Origin of the sequence: Spirosoma aerolatum (assembly GCF_002056795.1) — a bacterium.
GTDB lineage: Bacteria > Bacteroidota > Bacteroidia > Cytophagales > Spirosomataceae > Spirosoma > Spirosoma aerolatum.
Genome location: NZ_CP020104.1, coordinates 5,417,698 through 5,437,394 on the forward strand (window position 1 = coordinate 5,417,698; position 19,697 = coordinate 5,437,394).

Annotated in this window: 21 protein-coding genes; 10 read left to right on the forward strand and 11 right to left on the reverse strand. The window is 48.1% G+C overall.

What is annotated here, in order from left to right:
- Positions 1-98: 98 nt before the first annotated feature.
- A complete protein-coding gene (locus B5M13_RS22460) occupies positions 99-1,562 on the forward strand; it encodes a gluconokinase (RefSeq protein ID WP_080057800.1) in 1,464 nt (487 codons plus the stop codon).
- A gap of 81 nt (positions 1,563-1,643) precedes the next feature.
- On the opposite strand, the gene B5M13_RS22465 is transcribed toward B5M13_RS22460, so the two are convergent.
- The 5 genes from B5M13_RS22465 to B5M13_RS22485 form a co-directional block, all read right to left on the reverse strand.
- Positions 1,644-2,147 carry a GNAT family N-acetyltransferase gene (locus B5M13_RS22465; RefSeq protein WP_080057801.1) on the reverse strand — a complete coding sequence of 168 codons (504 nt, stop codon included), beginning with the start codon at positions 2,145-2,147 and terminating at the stop codon, positions 1,644-1,646.
- 68 nt (positions 2,148-2,215) lie between these two features.
- Entirely contained in the window at positions 2,216-3,199 is a 984-nt protein-coding gene (argC, locus tag B5M13_RS22470; protein ID WP_080057802.1) for an N-acetyl-gamma-glutamyl-phosphate reductase, read from the reverse strand.
- A gap of 287 nt (positions 3,200-3,486) precedes the next feature.
- Entirely contained in the window at positions 3,487-4,683 is a 1,197-nt protein-coding gene (locus B5M13_RS22475) for a glycosyltransferase family 9 protein (RefSeq protein WP_080057803.1), read from the reverse strand.
- The gene (locus B5M13_RS22480; RefSeq protein WP_080057804.1) at positions 4,680-5,882 is read right to left on the reverse strand and encodes an argininosuccinate synthase; all 1,203 of its coding nucleotides are present in this window, start codon (positions 5,880-5,882) and stop codon (positions 4,680-4,682) included. The genes B5M13_RS22475 and B5M13_RS22480 overlap by 4 nt, the downstream gene beginning before the upstream one ends.
- Before the next feature lie 284 nt (positions 5,883-6,166).
- Positions 6,167-6,730, reverse strand: coding sequence for a Crp/Fnr family transcriptional regulator (locus B5M13_RS22485; protein WP_080057805.1), 564 nt, complete (start codon positions 6,728-6,730; stop codon positions 6,167-6,169).
- 77 nt (positions 6,731-6,807) lie between these two features.
- Here B5M13_RS22485 and B5M13_RS22490 point away from each other — a divergent pair, with 77 nt between their 5' ends.
- The 6 genes from B5M13_RS22490 to B5M13_RS22515 all read left to right on the forward strand — a co-directional run bounded on the left by B5M13_RS22490 (position 6,808) and on the right by B5M13_RS22515 (position 12,088).
- Positions 6,808-7,503 (forward strand): HAD family hydrolase, encoded by a 696-nt coding sequence (locus tag B5M13_RS22490; protein WP_080057806.1) that lies wholly within the window; start codon positions 6,808-6,810, stop codon positions 7,501-7,503.
- 2 nt (positions 7,504-7,505) lie between these two features.
- Positions 7,506-8,132: a chloramphenicol acetyltransferase gene (locus B5M13_RS22495; RefSeq protein ID WP_080057807.1), complete on the forward strand. Its 627-nt coding sequence runs from the start codon at positions 7,506-7,508 to the stop codon at positions 8,130-8,132.
- Positions 8,133-8,375: 243 nt separating this feature from the next.
- Positions 8,376-8,903, forward strand: a complete 528-nt coding sequence (locus tag B5M13_RS22500; RefSeq protein WP_080057808.1) for a GNAT family N-acetyltransferase — start codon at positions 8,376-8,378, stop codon at positions 8,901-8,903.
- 279 nt (positions 8,904-9,182) lie between these two features.
- The gene (locus B5M13_RS22505; RefSeq protein ID WP_080057809.1) at positions 9,183-9,941 is read left to right on the forward strand and encodes an acetylxylan esterase; all 759 of its coding nucleotides are present in this window, start codon (positions 9,183-9,185) and stop codon (positions 9,939-9,941) included.
- 120 nt (positions 9,942-10,061) lie between these two features.
- On the forward strand, positions 10,062-11,492 hold the full coding sequence (locus B5M13_RS22510) for a family 43 glycosylhydrolase (protein ID WP_080057810.1): 1,431 nt from the start codon (positions 10,062-10,064) through the stop codon (positions 11,490-11,492).
- 80 nt (positions 11,493-11,572) lie between these two features.
- The gene (locus B5M13_RS22515) at positions 11,573-12,088 is read left to right on the forward strand and encodes a putative immunity protein (protein WP_080057811.1); all 516 of its coding nucleotides are present in this window, start codon (positions 11,573-11,575) and stop codon (positions 12,086-12,088) included.
- Positions 12,089-12,141: 53 nt separating this feature from the next.
- On the opposite strand, the gene B5M13_RS22520 is transcribed toward B5M13_RS22515, so the two are convergent.
- A complete protein-coding gene (locus B5M13_RS22520; RefSeq protein WP_080057812.1) occupies positions 12,142-12,723 on the reverse strand; it encodes a hypothetical protein in 582 nt (193 codons plus the stop codon).
- 213 nt (positions 12,724-12,936) lie between these two features.
- Between B5M13_RS22520 and B5M13_RS34235 the strand changes: the two genes are divergently transcribed.
- On the forward strand, positions 12,937-13,518 hold the full coding sequence (locus tag B5M13_RS34235) for a hypothetical protein (RefSeq protein WP_245859442.1): 582 nt from the start codon (positions 12,937-12,939) through the stop codon (positions 13,516-13,518).
- Between the two features lie 22 nt (positions 13,519-13,540).
- Here the strand turns inward: B5M13_RS34235 and B5M13_RS22530 are convergent, their stop codons facing one another.
- Positions 13,541-14,419 (reverse strand): diacylglycerol/lipid kinase family protein, encoded by an 879-nt coding sequence (locus B5M13_RS22530; RefSeq protein WP_080057813.1) that lies wholly within the window; start codon positions 14,417-14,419, stop codon positions 13,541-13,543.
- 277 nt (positions 14,420-14,696) lie between these two features.
- Complete coding sequence (gene fabG, locus B5M13_RS22535) at positions 14,697-15,434, reverse strand: 3-oxoacyl-ACP reductase FabG (protein WP_080057814.1); 738 nt, start codon at positions 15,432-15,434, stop codon at positions 14,697-14,699.
- A 152-nt stretch (positions 15,435-15,586) separates the two neighbouring features.
- On the opposite strand from fabG, the gene B5M13_RS22540 reads away from it, so the two are divergent.
- Entirely contained in the window at positions 15,587-16,030 is a 444-nt protein-coding gene (locus tag B5M13_RS22540; RefSeq protein WP_080057815.1) for a YybH family protein, read from the forward strand.
- 36 nt (positions 16,031-16,066) lie between these two features.
- Here B5M13_RS22540 and B5M13_RS22545 read toward each other — a convergent pair whose 3' ends face one another.
- On the reverse strand, positions 16,067-17,296 hold the full coding sequence (locus B5M13_RS22545; protein ID WP_080057816.1) for an acyltransferase family protein: 1,230 nt from the start codon (positions 17,294-17,296) through the stop codon (positions 16,067-16,069).
- 127 nt (positions 17,297-17,423) lie between these two features.
- On the opposite strand from B5M13_RS22545, the gene B5M13_RS22550 reads away from it, so the two are divergent.
- A complete protein-coding gene (locus B5M13_RS22550) occupies positions 17,424-17,831 on the forward strand; it encodes a MaoC family dehydratase (RefSeq protein WP_080057817.1) in 408 nt (135 codons plus the stop codon).
- Between the two features lie 176 nt (positions 17,832-18,007).
- Here B5M13_RS22550 and B5M13_RS22555 read toward each other — a convergent pair whose 3' ends face one another.
- Positions 18,008-18,190, reverse strand: coding sequence for a histone H1 (locus B5M13_RS22555; protein WP_080057818.1), 183 nt, complete (start codon positions 18,188-18,190; stop codon positions 18,008-18,010).
- A 143-nt stretch (positions 18,191-18,333) separates the two neighbouring features.
- The gene (locus B5M13_RS22560; protein WP_080057819.1) at positions 18,334-19,638 is read right to left on the reverse strand and encodes an aminotransferase class I/II-fold pyridoxal phosphate-dependent enzyme; all 1,305 of its coding nucleotides are present in this window, start codon (positions 19,636-19,638) and stop codon (positions 18,334-18,336) included.
- Positions 19,639-19,697: the final 59 nt, after the last annotated feature.

Here is a 19,697-nt window from a genome sequence, read left to right on the forward strand (position 1 = left end):
GGGAAGTTTAACTAACTTAACAGAGGGAGGTACAGAACGGTTTATTTTTCTCAGTACCTTCTCCGTGTATCTCTGTGTAATAATCGTATATCACTATTATGGATTGTTTTGTTGGGGTTGATATCGGCACAACGAATGTAAAAGCGATAGCTATGCCTGCCGATCTGAGTCAGATTCTGGCCCATGCATCGGCCCCACTAACGACCCTGAATCCCGAGCCGGGTTATGCTGAGCAGGACCCTAACGAAATCTGGGCCGCTTTTGTCGACGTAATTGCCGAGGTAGTTCGGGAAGCAGACAAAGGGGGATATACTATTACTCATCTGGCATTCTGTACAGCCATGCACAGCCTTTTGCCGATGGATGCCGATGGGAACCCTCTGAGTAATGCCATTCTATGGTCCGACAATAGAGCCGAAGCGCAGGCGGCTGAACTTCGAGCGTCGAAGGCCGATTTAGGCAAGTCGATCTATCAGGAAACCGGAACGCCCCTGCATCCGATGATTCCGCTCTGCAAACTGGCCTGGCTACGCGAACATGATCCACGAATGCTCCATCGGACTGCGCACTTTGGCTCCATTAAAGAGTTTTTGTGGTATAAACTGACAGGCGCTTTCGAAGTCGATTTTTCGATTGCTACCGCTACAGGGCTGTTCAATGAAGGTGCCCGAGAGTGGAGTAAACGAGCCCTGGACTATGCCGGTGTGCGGCCCGACCAACTTTCGACACCTGTTTCAACGACCTACCAGCGAACTTACCAGCCAAATGCTAATTCTCGGGCTACCAATTTACCCGCCGGGGTTTCGCTGCTGATTGGCGCATCGGATGGGTGTCTGGCAAATCTGGGGGCTGGGGCTATTAAGCGGGGTACGGCTACGCTGACCATCGGTACGAGTGGAGCCATTCGCCAAACGGTTCGAAAACCCTTACGAGATACTCAAATTCGCCTGTTCTGTTATTATCTGGACGAGGGGCATTACGCCGTAGGCGGGCCGACCAATAATGGGGGTAATGTACTGGAATGGGTATCTGAAAAACTCACTCAACAGGAAACGAAAACCGTTCTGGACGAAGCTGCTACGATTGCTCCCGGTTCCGACGGTTTGCTGTTTCTCCCCTATCTACAAGGAGAGCGGGCTCCCTTATGGGACGCTTCGGTTCGAGGGGCCTACCTTCATGTCGACTGGCAGCATACGCGTGCGCATTTTGTGCGGGCGGCTCTGGAAGGCGTTTTATTCAACCTGCTTAGCATCAACGAACTGTTAACTGATTTTACCGGCCCGGCACGTGTCATTCACGCCAATGGCGGTTTCGCCCAGTCGACGCTTTGGGTGCAGATGCTGGCCGACATGGCGGGTGTCCCTGTTCGGCTGAATGCCAGTAATGAAAGTGGGTCGATGGGGGCTATTTTGCTGACCATGAAAGCCATCGGCCTCGTCAAAACATTGGAAGAAGCCGCCGAACGAGTTACTTTCGGCCAAACATTCGAACCGGATTTACATCGGCATAAAGTGTACCGGACAGCATTCAAAAAATGGCAGGATGCATTAGCCCGACTCTAATTTTTTCGACAGGATTCACAAGATTGACAGGATATATTGTCTTAAAAAATCATGATAATCCTGTGAATCCTGTCGAAAAAATTACTTTGCACTGGCAAATAACCAGGATTCCTCCTCATGCCCATTCAGACGAATGGCACGCACGAAACGTAACCCTAGTTTTTCGAGCAGCCGTATCGAATTGGCATTTTGCGGATCGACTACGCCCACTATGCGCGTTGCGTTTAGCTCATTACGGGCGAAATCCATCACGGCAGTGGCAGCTTCCAGACCATACCCTTTACCAACGTGTTCGGGCAGGTAAGCGAATCCGATGTCCATATCTTCCAGGGTATCGCGTTTGAACAGGCCACACATCCCGATGGGCTGCTCGTTCTCTTTCAGCCTGACCAGATAGGGGCCAAAACCATGCTGTTCATAGCTCTGCAAAGGGCCATTCCGAATATATAGACAGGCATCATCCAGCGTCCGTACCCCACGGTCACCGATAAACCGGAGCCAGGCAGCTGTATTCAGCAACTGCAAAATAAACGGAGCATCCTCGAAAGTAAACTTCTGAAGCAGTAGCCGATCTGTTTCGAACATAGCTGTAACGCGGCTGGAAAGCCGTGATTTTACTTATCAGGCTGCGGCTTTCCAGCCGCGTTACATCATCAAAACGCTACTGGTTTCAGCCGAAGGCCAGTATCCTCCGGCAAGCCAAAGACTAGATTCAGGTTCTGAACGGCTTGTCCCGATGCCCCTTTGGTCAGGTTGTCGATCACACTCGTAATGAGCAGTTGGCCGTCGTGTACTTCCAGATGCAACAAACATTTGTTGGTATTCACCACCTGCTTCACATCAACGGGCGTATCGCTCACATGCGTAAACGGATGATTCTCGTAATAGGCTTTGTACAACAGCTTCGCTTCATCTAGCGTACCCAAAAATGCGGTGTACACATTGGCCATGATACCCCGCGTAAAATCACCCCGGTAGGGTACAAAATTGATAGCCGCTTTAAAATCAGGCTCCAGTTGAGTCAGGCTTTGGCGAATTTCGGCCAGATGCTGGTGGGTGAACGCTTTATAGATCGATACGTTGTTATTCCGCCAGGTAAAGCCCGTTGTGGGTACCAGGGCTTGTCCGGCTCCGGTGCTGCCCGTAATGGCGCTCACCTGTACCGCATCAGTTAATTTACCCGCTTTGGCTAATGGCAATAAAGCCAGTTGGATGCTCGTCGCAAAGCAGCCGGGGTTGGCAATCCGGGTCGCTTCCTGAATCCGTTCGCGTTGTAGTTCGGGCAGTCCGTACACAAAATCGTCGTGTTCGTCACGAAAGTCGGCGCTAAGGTCAATCACCATCACATCGTCGGATACCTCATGATCGGCCATAAAGGTCGCCGACGCCCCATGCCCCGAACAGAGAAATACGGCATCCAATCCTTCCTGCGCCACTAGCTCAGTTGTTTCGGCACCTGAAAAAGTAAGATCAGTATCGCCCAGCAGATCGGTATGGGTTGACCAGACAGGTTTGCCAGCCTGGCTTTTGCTATGTACAAACGCGACATTAACAAAGGGGTGGTTAATCAAAATACGCAGCAGTTCGCCACCTGTGTAGCCTGCTCCGCCAATAATACCAACGTTAATTTTTTCCATTATGAAAAGGATTGGAACACAAAGGGACACGGAGATTCACTGAGGTATTATTGCTATAAGGCTGTTCAAGCTTTATAAAAAGGCTCCTAATAGAGTACGTTTTGTCATTCCGACGCAGGAGGAATCTCAAGGTCTCCAAACACTCAGGTAGGAATACCTTGAGATTCCTCCTGCGTCGGAATGACAAAACACGCTATTCAAAGTCTCGTTAAAATGGCAACAGCTTCAGCGTGAAGCTTTCTCAACGAATCTCCGGTTTTCTCCGTGTATCTCTGTATCATAGCTAGTTAACCTATTATCCCCCGAAACCATTCCACAGCCCGATCAATTACGCCAGCATCAAACGTAGTGACGTATTCGCTGGAGAAGCCAGGCCGATCGAGGGTAAGGTATCGGCTCGGTTCATGATTGTGAATGACCAGCGTTGGCTGGCTCGAAATGGGGAAAAACTGAATACCCATACCACGTTTCTGAAACGAAAGCGTAGGACACCCCAGGCAGCACAGGTGCATCGGTAACGAATCGAGCGTAAACGCAGCCTTTGCCTGTTCGCTCAGACTAGCCATATCTTGCAGGGTTAGCTTACCTACCGCCGATACCAGTCGGTCGGCAAAGGCAGGCTCTGCCGCCCGGACTTGCTCGTACAGGTTCGTCGTGAACGCTTTCTGGCCGCCAAAAACTATTGGAGAGGTGCTTTCCTGCAACAACCGGACAGCCAGTTCACTCCAGTATTCCAGCGGCAACATCCGCACTTCATCGCCCGATTCCGGGAAAATCAAAATAGGCTTTTGAGTTGGCACCGATCGATCCAGTTTACTCCATAATTGATCTGGCGATTCGGCTGGATGCACGAAATAAGGCTTTACGGTGCGCAGATCGGCTTCGATGCCCATCGGCTTGAGCAGTTTCAGAATCAGATCGAAGTTATGCACCTCTTCGTCGGGCATAAAAAACTCGTCGTCGAGCAAGCCCCCGAAGCCACGGGTGCCATAGCCGATTTTACGTTTAACCTTCAGATACGGCAGTACAAAATGCATGGGCGAATCCGAAAACCGTACATCGATCGAAAAATCATAGACCGTATCGTGCAACGTTGCGGTGGCGGATTTGGCGGTCTGGTAAAACTCCTGCCATTTGCCCCATGTCGACAACGGTCGCCGGTTGGTATTCGGGTGGTTCAGATGAATGACCCGTCGGATGTAGGGATTTCCCTTCCAGATCGGATCGCACCAACTTCCGGCCAGCACATCGATCTGTGCATTGGGATACCGTTGCCGGATCAGCGGGAAAATGTACGATACAATCAGCGCATCACCCAGATGTCCCGATGTCATCACCAGTATAAGGGGCGTATCCAGATTGGGCGACCCAAAATCCCGACGGGAATAGCTTCCCCGTGCATAGCCATCCACTACGACATCAAGCAGTTGCAGTGGATAGGCTACACTCCGGGGGGCGCAATATTTTCGGGCTTTACCGATCACTGGTTGTTGATTTTCTCATAGATCATCACCTGATTGGAGGCCACTTTCGAGAAGCCCCGCACATCGTCTCCGGTCCAGGCATTGTTCATTTCGCCATACGAACCAAACGTCGACGACATCAGATCATGCTCCGACTCAATGCCCAGCACCTGGAAACGGTGAGGAGCCAGCAGTACGTGTACCTTACCCGACACATGCGCCTGCGTATCGGCCAGGAAGGTTTCGATGTTGCGCATCACCGGGTCCATAAACTGGCCTTCGTGCAGCATGGTGCCGTACCAGTTGGCCAGTTGCTCTTTCCAGTATAGTTGCCACTTACCCAGTACGTGTTTTTCGAGCGTGTGGTGCGCCTTGATCAGAATCAGCGGAGCGGGAGCTTCGAAACCGACGCGGCCTTTGATGCCGATAATGGTGTCGCCTACGTGTATGTCGCGCCCAATGCCAAACGGCCCGGCGAGTTCGGTGATCTTGCGGATAGCATCGACCGAATTGGGGTACATTTCCGAGAACGTAGCCCCCGAAACACCCCGAATTTCGCCATGCTGGAAGGTCAGCGTAATGGTTTCAGGCTCGGTTTTGGTGATCTGGGTAGGCCAGGCCGCTTCGGGCAGGAACTGATCGGACGTCAGGGTTTCCTTACCGCCAACCGACGTACCCCACAAACCTTTGTTGATCGAGTAAGCCGCTTTGTGCCACTCCTGATCCACCCCTTTCGACTTGAGGTATTCGATTTCGGCTTCCCGCGACAGCCGCAGGTCGCGAATGGGCGTGATGATTTCGGCGTCGGGCGCTATGATCCGAAACGCCATGTCGAACCGCACCTGATCGTTACCGGCTCCAGTGCTGCCATGAGCAATAGCCGACGCACCGATTTCGCGGGCATACTCGGCCGCAGCGATGGCCTGAAAAATCCGTTCGGCACTCACGCTAAGCGGGTAGGTGTTGTTTTTCAGAACGTTACCAAACACCAGAAACTTCAGACATTGCTGGTAGTAATCGTCGGTTTTCGAAATCGTCTTATGCGATTTCACGCCCAGCGAATACGCCCGCTCCTCAATGGCTTTGAGTTCGGCATCCGAAAAACCGCCCGTATCGACCAGTACAGAATACACATCCATACCCCGGTCTTCGGACAGATATTTAACGCAGAAGGAGGTATCCAGACCTCCACTAAAGGCAAGAACTACTTTTTGAGACATCGGCAAAAAGATAACGGGTTACTAACCGCCCGATTATCAGTCTAGTTTTGGAGGGGCAAATATCGGGCTTGTTCCCGAAAAACCCGACTTAATTTCTATCCTTTCGTTAGTAGTGGCATACCATTACATCAGTAGTACTCGCAACAAACCACTTAACACCCAACCAGAACACATTAATCCGATTCCAAACCAGTTGACAGCGATATTAAGCTATTGTTAGTGTATAGGATATATAAAATCCGCTATACACTAGTCCCCTGTTAGTAAGCCTAACTTTAAAATAATCAATCTAGCAACCCTTTCAGGCTTCTGTTTAACGTACGGATTGTAATGCCGAGATAAGAAGCCATTTCTTCTTTTGACAGTTTAAGGCCATGTTTCGCCTGCAGTTCCAGCAACTTTTTCAAGCTATGTTCTACTGTATAAAGTTGTTGAAACGATGCACGGATGGATGTGTTAATAATTCGCCCGGCAAATGTATTTAACAGCAAATGATTCAACTGTAAATCAGTTTGTAGTAAGTGAAAAAAATATGGAGTTGAAAAGGCAAATACCGACGTATCGGTTATGGCATCTACACTGCATAAGCAGGTGATTGCTCTTATACTCTCTATTTCGCCAACGATTTCGCCTGTTCCCAGAAATTCAACAATGTACTCTTTGTCATTCTCTTCACTGAGATAACATTTTGTAATGCCTTCCTTTATCAACATCACTTTGGTAGCCGCTTCGCCCTGCCTCAACAGATTTTGCCCCTTTCTAAACTGTTTTACGATAATTTCTTCTTTGTGCTGCTTTTCGTAAAGCGTTTCGATGTATTCTAAAAACGTCTGATTGGTGCGTACCATAAAATCTGTACGGTGAGACAAATGTCCTTTTTTTTGTTTTGCTCCCTGCTCACTTTTGCCCACCGAATATAGACAATATGCTAAAAGATACCATCACCACCGTAGTCTTTGATGCCGACGACACGCTGTGGATAAACGAACCTTATTTCCAGGAAGCCGAAAAGCTATTTTGCGAACTGATGGAAGATTACCTGCCACAGCACTCAACAGCTCAGGAACTGTTTAAAACCGAAATGCAAAACCTCTCTTTGTATGGATACGGAGTAAAAGGTTTTATGCTTTGCATGGTAGAAACAGCAATCCGGATTACAAACGGGAATGCCAATATAGACCTGGCAGAAAAGGTAATCCAGATAGGGAAGGTACTATTGCAGAAACCAATTGAATTGTTGCCAGGCGTTGTTGAAACCTTGAAACAACTGCAAGGGAAGTTTCGATTGGTAGTGGCAACAAAAGGAGATTTACTCGACCAGGAAAATAAACTTAAACAATCAGGGTTAGAGCCATACTTCCACCATATTGAAATTATGAGTGATAAGCAAGTTGGCAACTATCAAAAGCTTATCAAACACCTCGATTGCAAGGCTGAAAACTTCCTTATGCTGGGCAACTCTATTAAATCAGACATCCTCCCTGTACTGGAACTTGGCGGCTTTGCTGCGCACACTCCTTATCACGTTACTTGGCAGCACGAACGCTACGAAGCAAGAGTGGAACACGAGCGCTTTTTTGAACTACAATCCATAAATGAAATCCTTACCTACCTGTTGTAGTGATGAAAAAAAGTATTAATGTTAACGACTGGAACAGGAAAGAACACTATCTTTTTTTCTCCAAATTTGAAGAGCCATTCTTTGGCGTCACTATATCTGTTAATTGCACAATTGCTTACCAACAGGCAAAATCCAAAAACATTTCATTCTTTCTCTACTACCTGTACCGAGCTCTGAGAGCAGCCAATGAAGTAGAAAATTTCCGCTACCGGATTTATAAAAACGAAGTGTATATATACGACAGTATACAAGCATCGACAACTGTTAATCGCCCAAACGGAACTTTTGGCTTCTCGTATATTGATTATATAGAGAATGAACATGAGTTTTACGAAAGTGCCCGTGTGGAAATGGAAAAGGTTCGACAGGCAAGTGGTTTACTGCCAGCCGTTTCAGGAGAAAATGTAATTCATTTTTCAGTGCTTCCATGGCTGAATTTTACAAGTCTATCTCACGCCAGAAGTTTTTCTTTTTCTGATAGTTCTCCAAAAATATCTTTTGGAAAAATGATAGAGCAAGGCCCGTTAAAATCGATGCCTGTTTCAATACATGCGCATCATGGTCTGATGGATGGTTATCATGTTGGGCTATTTGCAGACATTTTTCAGGAGATGCTTGATAAAAAGTAGTACTGCCTTCTACCGGTAACAAATGTATTTGTAAAAGCGTGGCTTGACCAGCAGCAACTATATAGCATTAATTCTTATCACCTTTTATGGCCAGCTCGGCCTGAAGCATTTAGTAATTGTTCTTATTTTCAGCATCAGTTTTTTAATTTGGTATTTGTATCAGGCTAGCATTCCCCTATTCCCATGCCATCATAAATGCTTTACTATTAGTTAACAGGTGATTCGACCGCAAACAGAAGCAAAATGCTGAATAATATTTCAACATCTTTCCCGATATTGACTAGTAAACGATTGACACTTCGACAACCTTTGGAAAGTGATGCGCAGCACCTATTTTTACTTCGGTCTGACATTAGTGTAAATAAATATCTCGACCGTCAGCCAACCGAAACTGTAGAAGAAGTAGTAAGCTTTATTAGAAAAGTAAATGAAAACTTTAAAAATGGCACGGGTATTTATTGGGTGATTATACAAGCAGGAAACGAAAAGGTTATCGGTGCAATTTGCCTTTTTAATTTCTCATACGAACTTAAAAAGTGTGAAATCGGGTACGAGCTTCTATCCAATTATCAAGGCAAAGGGATAATGAATGAGGCATTAAAGAAAATCATTGGATTCACTTTTAAGACACTGAAATTTGAGACAATTGACGCTTTTGTTCATAAAGGCAATCAGCGTTCAACTAAGCTTCTTCGCAAGTTAAATTTCAAGGAAATGATAGGTATTGAAGAGGCTAGCTCTACCCTAGTACAATTCAGTTTGTCAAACTAAAGATTACTGGTTTGGATCAATAAAAGCCCACCTAGCTAACAAAGGTTTAGTAAAATTTAAAATGACGGAATACCACCCCATCAGTCATGTTTCAGCGCCCGTCGATAGCGAAAACCCGAATGTACAATTTCTGAAACTTGCTACATTTTATATAAATCACCCTAAGCTTAGGGGATTTTAAGGTTCACTCAACCACCCCTATTTTACTAGCTTCGCTGAGTAGGTTTGCTTAAACTACGCTTACTGTAGAAACACTGATCCTTACCAGAGCAATCTGCTATGAACAGACAACGCAAAACCTTGTTGCCAGTTATCACTTTCGGCGTTTTATCAATCTTGCAACTAAACGGCCTTACGGCGTTTGCCCAGGGACCCGGTCCGGGACAACGAATCCCCCTCCCTCCCATACCGCTAAAAGGCGATACGACCCATACCCTATCCAAACACTTCATACCAGCCGCTGCTGCTAAAAAAGCACCCGATTCTGAGGGATTTATTCAGCGCTGGCTGGTGCTGGAACCCGTGAAAAAAGATATTGTCAGGAATAATATTTTCACGGACAATTACCTCCGAACCACGTTTTCGACGGATAATTTTTCTAGTGATTATACCCTCGTCCCTAAAAATGGCGAAACGGTAAACGTGGGCAATCAGGCGCTGAAATGGTATGCGCTGGACAGCAAGGCGTTCAACTTTAATCTATACCATTTTACTTACGCCCTAAACAAGCCCAAATACGGAATCCTTGTCTGGCTAGTCACAGTGATCGACTGCCCGGAAGAAATCCCGAACGTCAGGATGGCGGCTGGGTGCAATTCGGGAAGCATGTGGTGGCTGAATGGTCAGGAAGCCCTGCTACTCTCCGGCGACCGGGATATGATTGCCGACAATGGCACCTCGGCGCGATTGACGCTTAAAAAGGGAAAGAACATCATCCGCGGGGCCGTCATAAACGGACCGGGAATGGCTAATTTCTGTATGCGTTTTTTAGATGAAAAAGGATCGCCCATCAAAAACCTCCGTATTAGTTACGAATAGCTCCTGTTTACGATTTGCTGCTTTACCCCTAAATCTCCTAAAAGGGACTTGGCTCCTTAGTAGACAAAGTCCCCTTTAGGAGATTTAGGGGTAAGGAAAGCTTAAACCACATTAGCACACATGAACACCATCCTGACTACCTTCTTCGCCTTATTGATAACCCAACCCGTAATTGCACAGATCGGGCGACCGTTTATCCATGATCCATCGACCGTCGCGGAATGCGAAGGCAAGTATTACACGTTTGGCACCGGTGGTGGTGGATTAATTTCCAATGATGGCTGGACATGGTATGGCGGTGGAGTGAGGCCCGGTGGTGGTGCCGCTCCTGATGTCCTCAAAATTGGGGATCGTTACCTGGTCGTATATGGAGCCACTGGTGGATCACCCAACCATAAAGGAGCGATTCTGACCATGTGGAACAAGACCCTGGACCCAAAGTCGCCTGATTTCAAGTATTCTGAACCAGTTGTTGTGGCTACGTCGGATGGTTATGAAGAGAACGATGCCATTGACCCCGGCCTGATGCTGGACCCAACGACCGGACGCCTTTGGATGACCTACGGCACCTATTTTGGCTACACGCGCCTGATCGAATTAGACCCCAAAACAGGTAAGCTCAAGGCTGGTAATAAACCCGTGGATGTAGCCATCGTCTGTGAGGCCAGCACGCTCGTCTACCGCGATGGTTGGTATTACCTGCTGGCCACGCATGGTAGTTGTTGCGATGGCGCCAACTCTACTTACAATGTGGTGGTGGGTCGATCCAGAAAAATAGCCGGCCCTTATCTCGATAATGTAGGGCGAAGTATGCTGCAAGGGGGTGGCAAAATGGTGGTGGCTACGCGTGGCGGATTAATCGGTCCTGGTCATTTTGGCCATATCGTTCTTGAGAACGGTGTTGAAAAAATGTCGATCCATTACGAAGCCGATTTGGCGCAGGGTGGTCGAAGCGTACTAGGCATATTGCCGGTGGTCTGGAAAGATGGCTGGCCGATTGCCGGAGAAAAATTTAAAGAAGGCACGTTTGAAATTGAATCCGTACGACGAGGCTATGCCTTAGAGCTGGCCGTTGATTTCACCCGAATGGCCGTTGGACCCCGGGGATTTGGCCAGCCCAACAATGACCCCATAAAGCCTGTTCCGGCTCAGCAGCTGGCCGATGTGCAGAAAAACTGGCCAACCGGCCCTATTCATCTACGAATAGGCGACTATATGTCGCGTCCCCATCAACAGTGGACGATTACCGATGCACCTGATAGCACCGGGTATTTAGGTGGCCCCTATTACAAGATTGCCCTGGCCGGAACCGATCGGGCTCTAGCGGCCACTGCCGATGCCGAAGTCATAACCGTACCGACCTTTACCGGCGCCCCCGAACAGTTATGGCGAATCGATCAATTGACGGATGGTGCTTATCGGATTATGCCGAAAATCGTACCGAATTCAGCAAAGAAGTTAGCGCTGGTATCCTCTGGCGACAGCACCCCTACATTAGCCGAATTTGATTTTAACAGCGATAATTCCAAGTGGAATTTCAGGACTCCCTAAACGGGGTGCAGAAACGCTGAACGTAGGAAAAACAAAAAATTAGTACGAACGGCATAAAAACGGCATACACCAGACGAACCATGATCTTACCGAAAGAACGCGATTCACGGTTTATTACCCTACGGCGTGGCGGTACGTTGACTGACTCCAACCATCAGCTGCTTGCGTTATGGGCCGCTGCCTGTGCCGAACACGTGCTTCATCTGTTTGAGCAAGTCAACCCTGAGGATGAGCGCCCACGGCAAGCTATCGAGTTGACACGGGCATGGGCAAACGGAGAAATAACCATGAAACAAGCGCACAATGCGGCTTTTGCGGCTAATGCGGCAGCTAAAGGTATGCCCGATGCAGCCCGGTTTGCAGCCCTGGCTGCCGGACAGGCCGTGGCTGTGGCCCACGTGGCCGCCCATGAACTTGGTGCGGCTGCCTACGCTATCAGAGCAATTAGAGAATCTGTTGACAAGAATGAGAAGGACAGAATAGGGCAAGCAGAATGTCAATGGCAGCGCGACCAGCTTCCAGCCAACATCCGTGAGCTTGTTCTCGATGACCAGGCCTTAAGGAATCATCTGTGCTGGTTTGTATTCGATTGTTGACTTGACATCAGCAGGAACTTGTAGCGAATGTTGGGGCTCGTCAATAACTAGGGCTACTCCTCAATTTTTATATTCCGCAATTCAATCCGTTCGGGGACTGTATCGAATCGCCAGCGTTCGCCATAAATGGATTCGTACCAGATTTGTACCCGAATATCCCCACGCCCAATGGCCTCATCGACCCAGCGCCCGACGTATTTATGGTCGATGTTGCAAAGTTCGATAGTCTGCCCCGGCGCGATAACCCGTTCGGGCCAAAGGTCAGCCTTAGTAACAGTATAACCTTCTACATCGGCTGGCTTTACCTCCCCTTTCGCCAGTTTCTCATCAACAATGATGCCGGCTATCCGTCGAAGGTCACTATACCGCTGCTTTTTATAGGTGATCTGCGTTTCTTTAACAATGGCAGGACCTACTCCATTATTCACAAAAATCATAGCGACTTGCCAGGCTTTATCTCCTCCGCTATCATTCAGATAGCTATCCATGATTGGCATGACCGATGCATACTGCTGGGTTCGTTGCAGATACGCCTGATAGAAGGTTATTCCAATGGCACAGAAGCTGGACACAACAGCCAGAATACTCAGATATGTATCGAGCGACACGACGACTTTACGGGTTGAACGGGGCATACTAATCACATTTTAATAGTTGTCTACACTCAGATAACCAGACGATTACAAGCAATAGCTTTTCCATAAGGCAGTATCTGGGCTCCCAACGGCTTACAAATTCAACAAAATGCGTTTTATTGACCAGCCTTTTACGAAATACGGTTTACAGCCTGGCAGCAACGGAAGGCCAAATAAACAACTCAATGTATTATCTCAAAACAAAAGTGATGTATGACCACGACCTGTAAGCAATTTTTAGTAGCCGCCCTGTTTGGCACAGCTCTTTTCACATCTTGTAGCCGTCCGACTGCTTATTTTCAGCGCAGCCCAGTCGAGACCGTTCAGGCTCGCACCAGCCAAACGACGAATCCCGCTGCTACTCCTTCTATTCCTTTACTTACTGAGTCGGTTGCCCTGGAAACTGTTGCGAATAATCTGCCTGTTACGTACGCTCGTACCGATAGCAAACTGATAGCTAGCAAAAAATTGGGCAAGCGTATCGAACGAATGAAGTATCTGCTGGCAACAGCTCATGGCATGCAGGAACCGGCGGCCGTTGCTACTCCTCACAAGTTGAATTTAGTGGAGCGAATCATACTAAAGAAAGTGAATAAAAAGATCAGCCATAGACTGGCGCCCGCTCATCCAGAGAAGGTCATGCTGAGTAAGGGGCCTATTCTGATCGGTGGCGCTGTTTTGTTGATAGGCGGCTTGTTAATGCTGATTATGGGCTCTGGTACGGTTGCATTTATTGGCCTGATTGCTTCATTGATTGGTGCCCTTGGCGTTATTCTGGGTTTGTTTGAGTACTAGAACGTTGGCTAAAACTGGTTATCTACAACAGTACCAACAGACTACCCGGAACGACGCGCACCTCTGCCCGCCCCGTGGGTAACGTCAGCGGTTCGCCATCGGCGTGAATAAGCAACGGTGCATCACTCTCTACCACCGCTTTGGTAATAGATCGCCCACGCCAGTATGTCGACTGGTTCAAAGTTTTGTTGAAAAGTCGCCAGGTTAGCATACCAGCCACCTGAGTTGGAAACGGTCTGATTTCGCACTGTTCCAACTTCCCGTCAGCGATGTTGGCCGTTGGGGCCATCCAGGCGTTATTACCGAATTGTCCGGCGTTGGCAAAGGTCATCGAAAACAGGGGCTTAACCTGCCCATCGACCACGTATCGTTGCGGTTTATAGGCCCAAAAGGCTCGAAAGGCCGTTCGAATATAGGTAGGCAGCCCACGCACCGGAGCTCTGGCGAATTCGTGCGCTACGTACGCTTCAAAGCCCATGCCTGCTGTGCAAAAAAATGGATATTCGTTAATCTCACCACTATCGATCACTACCGGGCGTCCACTCAACGCCCGGTCTATGGCCTTCAATGGATTCAGGGGCACGCCAAGATGTCGGGCCAGCCCATTGCCAGACCCGATGGGCACGATACCCAGGGCCGTGGATGTCCGACGCAGGGCCTGTGCAATTTCGTTAATGGTGCCGTCGCCACCGATGGTTAATACTCGGCTTACGCCACGCTTTACAGCATCGGCTGCCAGCTCGGTAGCGTGCCCTGCATGCGCTGTCAACAGGACTTCGGGATCATACGCAAGTGCTTCTGCACGACGCATAAACGCATCCAGAAGCACGTTCTTTTGCTCGGCCGATGTTGTGCCTGAGTTGGGATTAATAATGGCCAGAACTTTTGACCGAATAGCCACGTAGATGAATTAAAGGTTACGATTGCACTGCTTGTCATTTCCCCTGTCAGGAAAAGAAAATAAACAGAACGAGAATGAACACAACGATAAAAATATAGTACCAGCCGTCGGAAAAAATATACGGCTTATACTCCTGATAAAAATCCAGAATCTTTTTCCACATGATCAAGTTACGGTCAATGCATTCGTAAAGATAAGGGTTTACGGTGGGCAGACCATGCGAAAGCAACTTATGCGTCGGCCTACCGTAAACCAAATACCGTAAACGGTAAACCCGCTAAATTGCCTGTCCACCGTTTACAGCTAAAACGTGGCCGTTAACAAAGGAAGCTTCGTCGGATGCCAGGAACAGGTAGGCATAGGCGATATCTTCGGGCTTCCCGATCCGTCGGACGGGAATAGACGCAACGGCATGATTCCGAACGTCGTCGGGCATGGCATCGGTCATAGCAGTCTGGATAAAACCGGGCGCTACGGCATTGGCCGTAACCCCTTTAGATCCCAGTTCTTTAGCCCACGACCGGACCATGCCAATAATACCGGCTTTGGCGGCTGCGTAGTTCGTTTGTCCAAATGCCCCGTGTACGCCGTTGATCGACGACGTACAAATGATCCGACCGTATTTCTGCTCGACCATATACGGAGCTACGATCTTCGTGCAGTTAAATACGCCCGTCAGGTTTACGTCAATCACTTGCTGCCACTCAGCAAACGACATTTTCAGCAGGGTTTTGTCACGCGTAATGCCTGCATTATTTATGAGAATATCGATCCGGCCAAATTCGTCAACCACCTCCTTGGCAGCCGCTTCTATAGCCTCGACATCCGTTGTACTAACGTGCTTGAACTCACAACGAAAGCCCTGCGAACGCAATGTTTGTGCGGTAGATTCGCCTTCGTCCAGCACATCCCAGATCATAACGGTAGCCCCTTCCTGACAAAAAATTTCGGCTGCTTTCTGGCCAATACCCCGTGCAGCACCCGTAATGATGGCAACTTTATTCAGTAATCGCATAACTTCCGGTTTAGAAACAGCGTAATCGTATCCTGCAGCGAATAACGCTAAACTATTGCTTACTTGTCAATCAATTCCTGATTAACTTACTGCCACGCAACAGCCTCTTACTCGAATTGTCGTCTCATTATACACCACAAAACCTGCTTATAATGCGCTTACGTATTACCCTTTTTATTCTTAGCTTATTTTTTGAGACAGGTGTACGCGCCCAATCCATCGGCACTGCCCCTGACCGAAGGGCAATTCTCCAGATTTTGAAACGTCAGACCGATGACTGGAATGCCGGGCGTATCGACAAGTTTATGACCGCCTACTGGGTGTCTGATTCTCTCACGTTTGTAGGAAAAGCCGGCATTACCTATGGCTATCAGGCTACCCTTGAAAACTATAAAAAGCGATACCCCGACCGGGCTGCCATGGGGAAGCTCCGGTTCGATGTGTTAAATATGGATTTTCCGAGTCCGAATGTTGCCTATGTAATTGGCCGGTTTCATCTCACCCGGCCCAAAATAGGCGATGCCAATGGCTATTTTACCCTACTCTGGCATAAAGTCAAGCGACGCTGGGTCATTATCAGCGACCATACGAGCTGATTCACCGAATGAACAAGTGGCACCAGGGCACCAATTTCATTCTTTCACCCGTTCGCTCATCAACAGCGTTGGTTCTTTTGCGGAAATCCGTTCGCGGAGTTCGGTGACGGGCTTTTCGAAGAAGTAGTACAGCAGCGTTGACGCAACAAGCACTACTACCCAGAATAGACCGACTTTGGTCCAGCCAACAACAAACGATGTCGTAGGTATTCGCTCAATAATCATTAACATAATGGGCGTCAAATTCAGTAGATACATTGAGTATGAAATCAGGCTGATGTGTGTAATAATCTGGCTGATTCCGGCCTTTGCCCAAATCCCCGTTGGTGTCCGCCAGCCATCCATATAGGGAACAATCAGGGCCATGCTTAACCCCATCAATGGAAAATATAATGTCCGTTTGAAAAATGTGTAACCCAGATGGACTCCCGCTTTATAGTAGTATCCAATGACCAGAATCGACGCCGAAAAAGAAACCAGTGCACTGATCAGTATCCCAATCACTAACAATCGTCGTTGGAGACTCTTATTGGTCCACTGGCTCGGGAAGTAGTTTTTTGCATAAGCTGCCAGCACGCCATAGGAAATCGCATCCAGCCGGGTCATAACCATGCCCCGGTATTGCAACTCTCCTTCCGAAAGTGGGATTTGAAGAGCCGTAATGAACCGATATAGATTGGTTCCGACAATAATGGTCAGAATGGTAACCAGAACAATCCGCTGCCGCGACCACCGTGCCGAAAGCAGCGTATGCATCCCCCACAATACCAGTGGTAGTGTGATATACGACCATTCTTCAATGGCCAGACTCCAGGTTTCTGGGAAAAAATCAGGGACAGGATTGGCAAAATTCTGAATAAACAGGTAATACTTAATCAACGTTGCCTTAGCGGGCAATGTATGGCGGAGCCCACTGCGCCAGGCGCGGACCAGCGCGAACAGGATCAATCCAGTCAGTACGAGATAATAGTTCGGCAGGGTACGAAACCAGCGTCGTGTCCAGAAATTCAGCAGTAGCTCCCCGTTAAAATGGCCTTTCTTTTCATACGATCGAATCAAAATGCCCCCAATCAGAAAGCCGCTCAACACAAAAAACAGCTCAACGCCATCGGGCAGCAGATGGTGGATAAATAGCCCATTATAGTATTCTTTCAGCGCAATGGTCGCATGGGCATCTACAACAATCAGAATAGCCAGCGCCCGCATTACATCCAGCCCAAATACGCGCTTAGCTGCCGTATCGGTTGAAAACAGTTTCGTAAGCATAAGTATCCGCGAAGGTAAGACTCAATGAATAATGTATAATGCAAAATGACTAATGATTCGTGCTTCTATACGATCTTTGCCCCACCGTCATTCTCCATTTTACATTATTCATTATTCATTTCCGTCTATGGAATTTGGCCTACATGCTGTTCATCACTATAGCTTTCGGTTCTCGCAGGCCGACGTAGTTGATTTTGCCAGGGTTACGGGCGATAATAACCCGTTGCACCTCGATGCTGATTTTGCTGCTCAAACCCCGTTTAAACTTCCTATCATTCACGGTATGCTGGGGGCAAGTGTCTTCACGAAAGTACTGGGTACTGAGTTTCCAGGCTATGGGTCCGTTTATTTAGGGCAAACGCTGGAGTTTTTACGGCCTATGTTTGTCGATACCGACTACGAAGCTACGTTCACCGTACAGTCGATTGATCCGGTTAAACATATTGCCCAGATCCTTGGCGAACTTAGAGATGTCCAAACGGGCAAAGTCACCACACGGGGCGTAGCTACGCTGATGCACCGCGAAAAAATATAAGCGGTTCAGGTGGCTGGTAAGCCATAGGACTATAAAACTAGAGCGTAACGTCTCTACAACGCTATACCCTTAAACATCCAAAATTTGCCTGATTACTGGCCAAATAAAAACACCCCTGTAAGACTATTGCCTGACAGGGGTGTTTTTATAGTTGGTCAATTGACCAGATGCTAACGCTACTTGGTGGCTGTGTTCTTGGTGTTTTGAACTTCAGCCCGAATGTTTTGCGCCAGCGTTTTCAAATCTTGCATTCCTTTCCGAACGCGGGTACCGGCAGCCTGGTTATTTTTCTCGTAAAACTTCTCGAAATCACTCTCGAGCGACATAACCAAATTCTTTACTTCATCGAAGCGTGCCATAGCGATACGTATGGGTTTAAGTGTGAAAAATGCCCAAATTCCGCTAAAAACGCGGTTTTGGTTGGAAATTTAAGCATTCTATTATACAGCGCAATAGCTGAGCCAAAAAAATGCCCAAAAAATCCTATTTTCAACACAAAACCCTATTCTGTAGCCGCTTCGGCTGATACCTGAAGTGTTTTTTGAGCTATTTCGGCAGCAAATTGCTTATAGTAACCTTTTTCCAGCCGTTCGCCTACTACAGAAAATGCATTCAACGTATACGCTACATCGTCAAGTGAATGTGAGGCCGTCGGGATGATGCGCAGCATAATGGTTCCCTTCGGCACAACCGGGTACACGACAATGGAACAGAACACGCCCATATTCTCGCGTAAGTCTTTCGTCAGAGCTGCCACTTCTGGTACTCCCCCTTCAAGGTTATGCAGGAATACAGGGGTTACGGGTGATTGCGTATCGCCAATATCGAAGCCCCGTTCGCGTAAACCGCTTTGCAGTGCCCGAACGTTTTCCCACAGCTTATCGCGGAATTCCGACGAGTTGCGAATCATCTCCAGGCGCTTCATGCCTCCTACCACGTAAGGCATCGGAAGTGCCTTTGCGTAGGTTTGCGACCGCATATTGTACTTGAGGTACATGATGATGTCGTGGTCGGCAGCGATAAAGGCCCCAATAGCCGCCATCGATTTGGCAAACGTCGAAAAGTACAAATCGATACCATCCTGACAACCCAGCATTTCGCCTACACCAGCGCCTGTTTTGCCCATCGTACCAAATCCATGCGCATCGTCGACCAGTAATTTAAATTCATACTTCTCTTTCAGCGCAACGATCTTATCCAGGCTTCCTACTTTGCCCGACATACCAAATACGCCTTCCGTAATAACCAGAATACCTCCACCTTTTTCGGCGGCTTTTTTGGTAGCCCGTTGCAGGTTTTTGTCCAGGCTTTCGATATCGTTGTGGTTGAACTTATAGTACTCACCCATCTTGGCCTTATGCAGCCGAATCCCATCGATCAGACAGGCGTGACATTCGGCATCATATACGATGACATCGCGGTGATCAACGACGGCTTCGATAGCCGACATAACGCCCTGGTAGCCATAGTTCAGCAGAAACGCGTCTTCTTTACCGACAAACTGAGCCAGTTCCTTCTCAAATTGCTCATGAAGGTCGCTATTTCCCGACATCATACGAGCCCCCATTGGGTAAGCCAGTCCCCACTGCTTCGACGCTTCAGCATCGGCTTTCCGAATCTCAGGGTGATTGGCTAAACCCAGGTAATTGTTCAGGCTCCAGTTCAACACCTCCTTGCCCCGGAAACGCATGTGAGGACCAAGCTCTCCTTCCAGTTTAGGGAATGCGAAATAGTGGTGGCCATTAAAATCCCTTGCCGGTGAACCGATCGGCCCTAAGTTGTTACGCAGTTTCTCAAATAAATCCACTTTTTATTGGTGTTTATCAGGCTACAGCCTCGTTTTTTTATACGGTAAGTGCAAAAATA

What these genes read in the sequence shown, in the direction of transcription:
- B5M13_RS22460 (WP_080057800.1), top strand. Translation starts at nt 99, where the DNA reads ATGGATTGTTTTGTTGGGGTTGATATCGGCACAACGAATGTAAAAGCG.
- B5M13_RS22465 (WP_080057801.1), bottom strand. Translation starts at nt 2,147, where the DNA reads ATGTTCGAAACAGATCGGCTACTGCTTCAGAAGTTTACTTTCGAGGAT.
- argC (WP_080057802.1), bottom strand. Translation starts at nt 3,199, where the DNA reads ATGGAAAAAATTAACGTTGGTATTATTGGCGGAGCAGGCTACACAGGT.
- B5M13_RS22480 (WP_080057804.1), bottom strand. Translation starts at nt 5,882, where the DNA reads ATGTCTCAAAAAGTAGTTCTTGCCTTTAGTGGAGGTCTGGATACCTCC.
- B5M13_RS22485 (WP_080057805.1), bottom strand. Translation starts at nt 6,730, where the DNA reads ATGGTACGCACCAATCAGACGTTTTTAGAATACATCGAAACGCTTTAC.
- B5M13_RS22490 (WP_080057806.1), top strand. Translation starts at nt 6,808, where the DNA reads ATGCTAAAAGATACCATCACCACCGTAGTCTTTGATGCCGACGACACG.
- B5M13_RS22495 (WP_080057807.1), top strand. Translation starts at nt 7,506, where the DNA reads ATGAAAAAAAGTATTAATGTTAACGACTGGAACAGGAAAGAACACTAT.
- B5M13_RS22500 (WP_080057808.1), top strand. Translation starts at nt 8,376, where the DNA reads ATGCTGAATAATATTTCAACATCTTTCCCGATATTGACTAGTAAACGA.
- B5M13_RS22505 (WP_080057809.1), top strand. Translation starts at nt 9,183, where the DNA reads ATGAACAGACAACGCAAAACCTTGTTGCCAGTTATCACTTTCGGCGTT.
- B5M13_RS22510 (WP_080057810.1), top strand. Translation starts at nt 10,062, where the DNA reads ATGAACACCATCCTGACTACCTTCTTCGCCTTATTGATAACCCAACCC.
- B5M13_RS22515 (WP_080057811.1), top strand. Translation starts at nt 11,573, where the DNA reads ATGATCTTACCGAAAGAACGCGATTCACGGTTTATTACCCTACGGCGT.
- B5M13_RS22520 (WP_080057812.1), bottom strand. Translation starts at nt 12,723, where the DNA reads ATGCCCCGTTCAACCCGTAAAGTCGTCGTGTCGCTCGATACATATCTG.
- B5M13_RS34235 (WP_245859442.1), top strand. Translation starts at nt 12,937, where the DNA reads ATGACCACGACCTGTAAGCAATTTTTAGTAGCCGCCCTGTTTGGCACA.
- fabG (WP_080057814.1), bottom strand. Translation starts at nt 15,434, where the DNA reads ATGCGATTACTGAATAAAGTTGCCATCATTACGGGTGCTGCACGGGGT.
- B5M13_RS22540 (WP_080057815.1), top strand. Translation starts at nt 15,587, where the DNA reads ATGCGCTTACGTATTACCCTTTTTATTCTTAGCTTATTTTTTGAGACA.
- B5M13_RS22545 (WP_080057816.1), bottom strand. Translation starts at nt 17,296, where the DNA reads ATGCTTACGAAACTGTTTTCAACCGATACGGCAGCTAAGCGCGTATTT.
- B5M13_RS22550 (WP_080057817.1), top strand. Translation starts at nt 17,424, where the DNA reads ATGGAATTTGGCCTACATGCTGTTCATCACTATAGCTTTCGGTTCTCG.
- B5M13_RS22555 (WP_080057818.1), bottom strand. Translation starts at nt 18,190, where the DNA reads ATGGCACGCTTCGATGAAGTAAAGAATTTGGTTATGTCGCTCGAGAGT.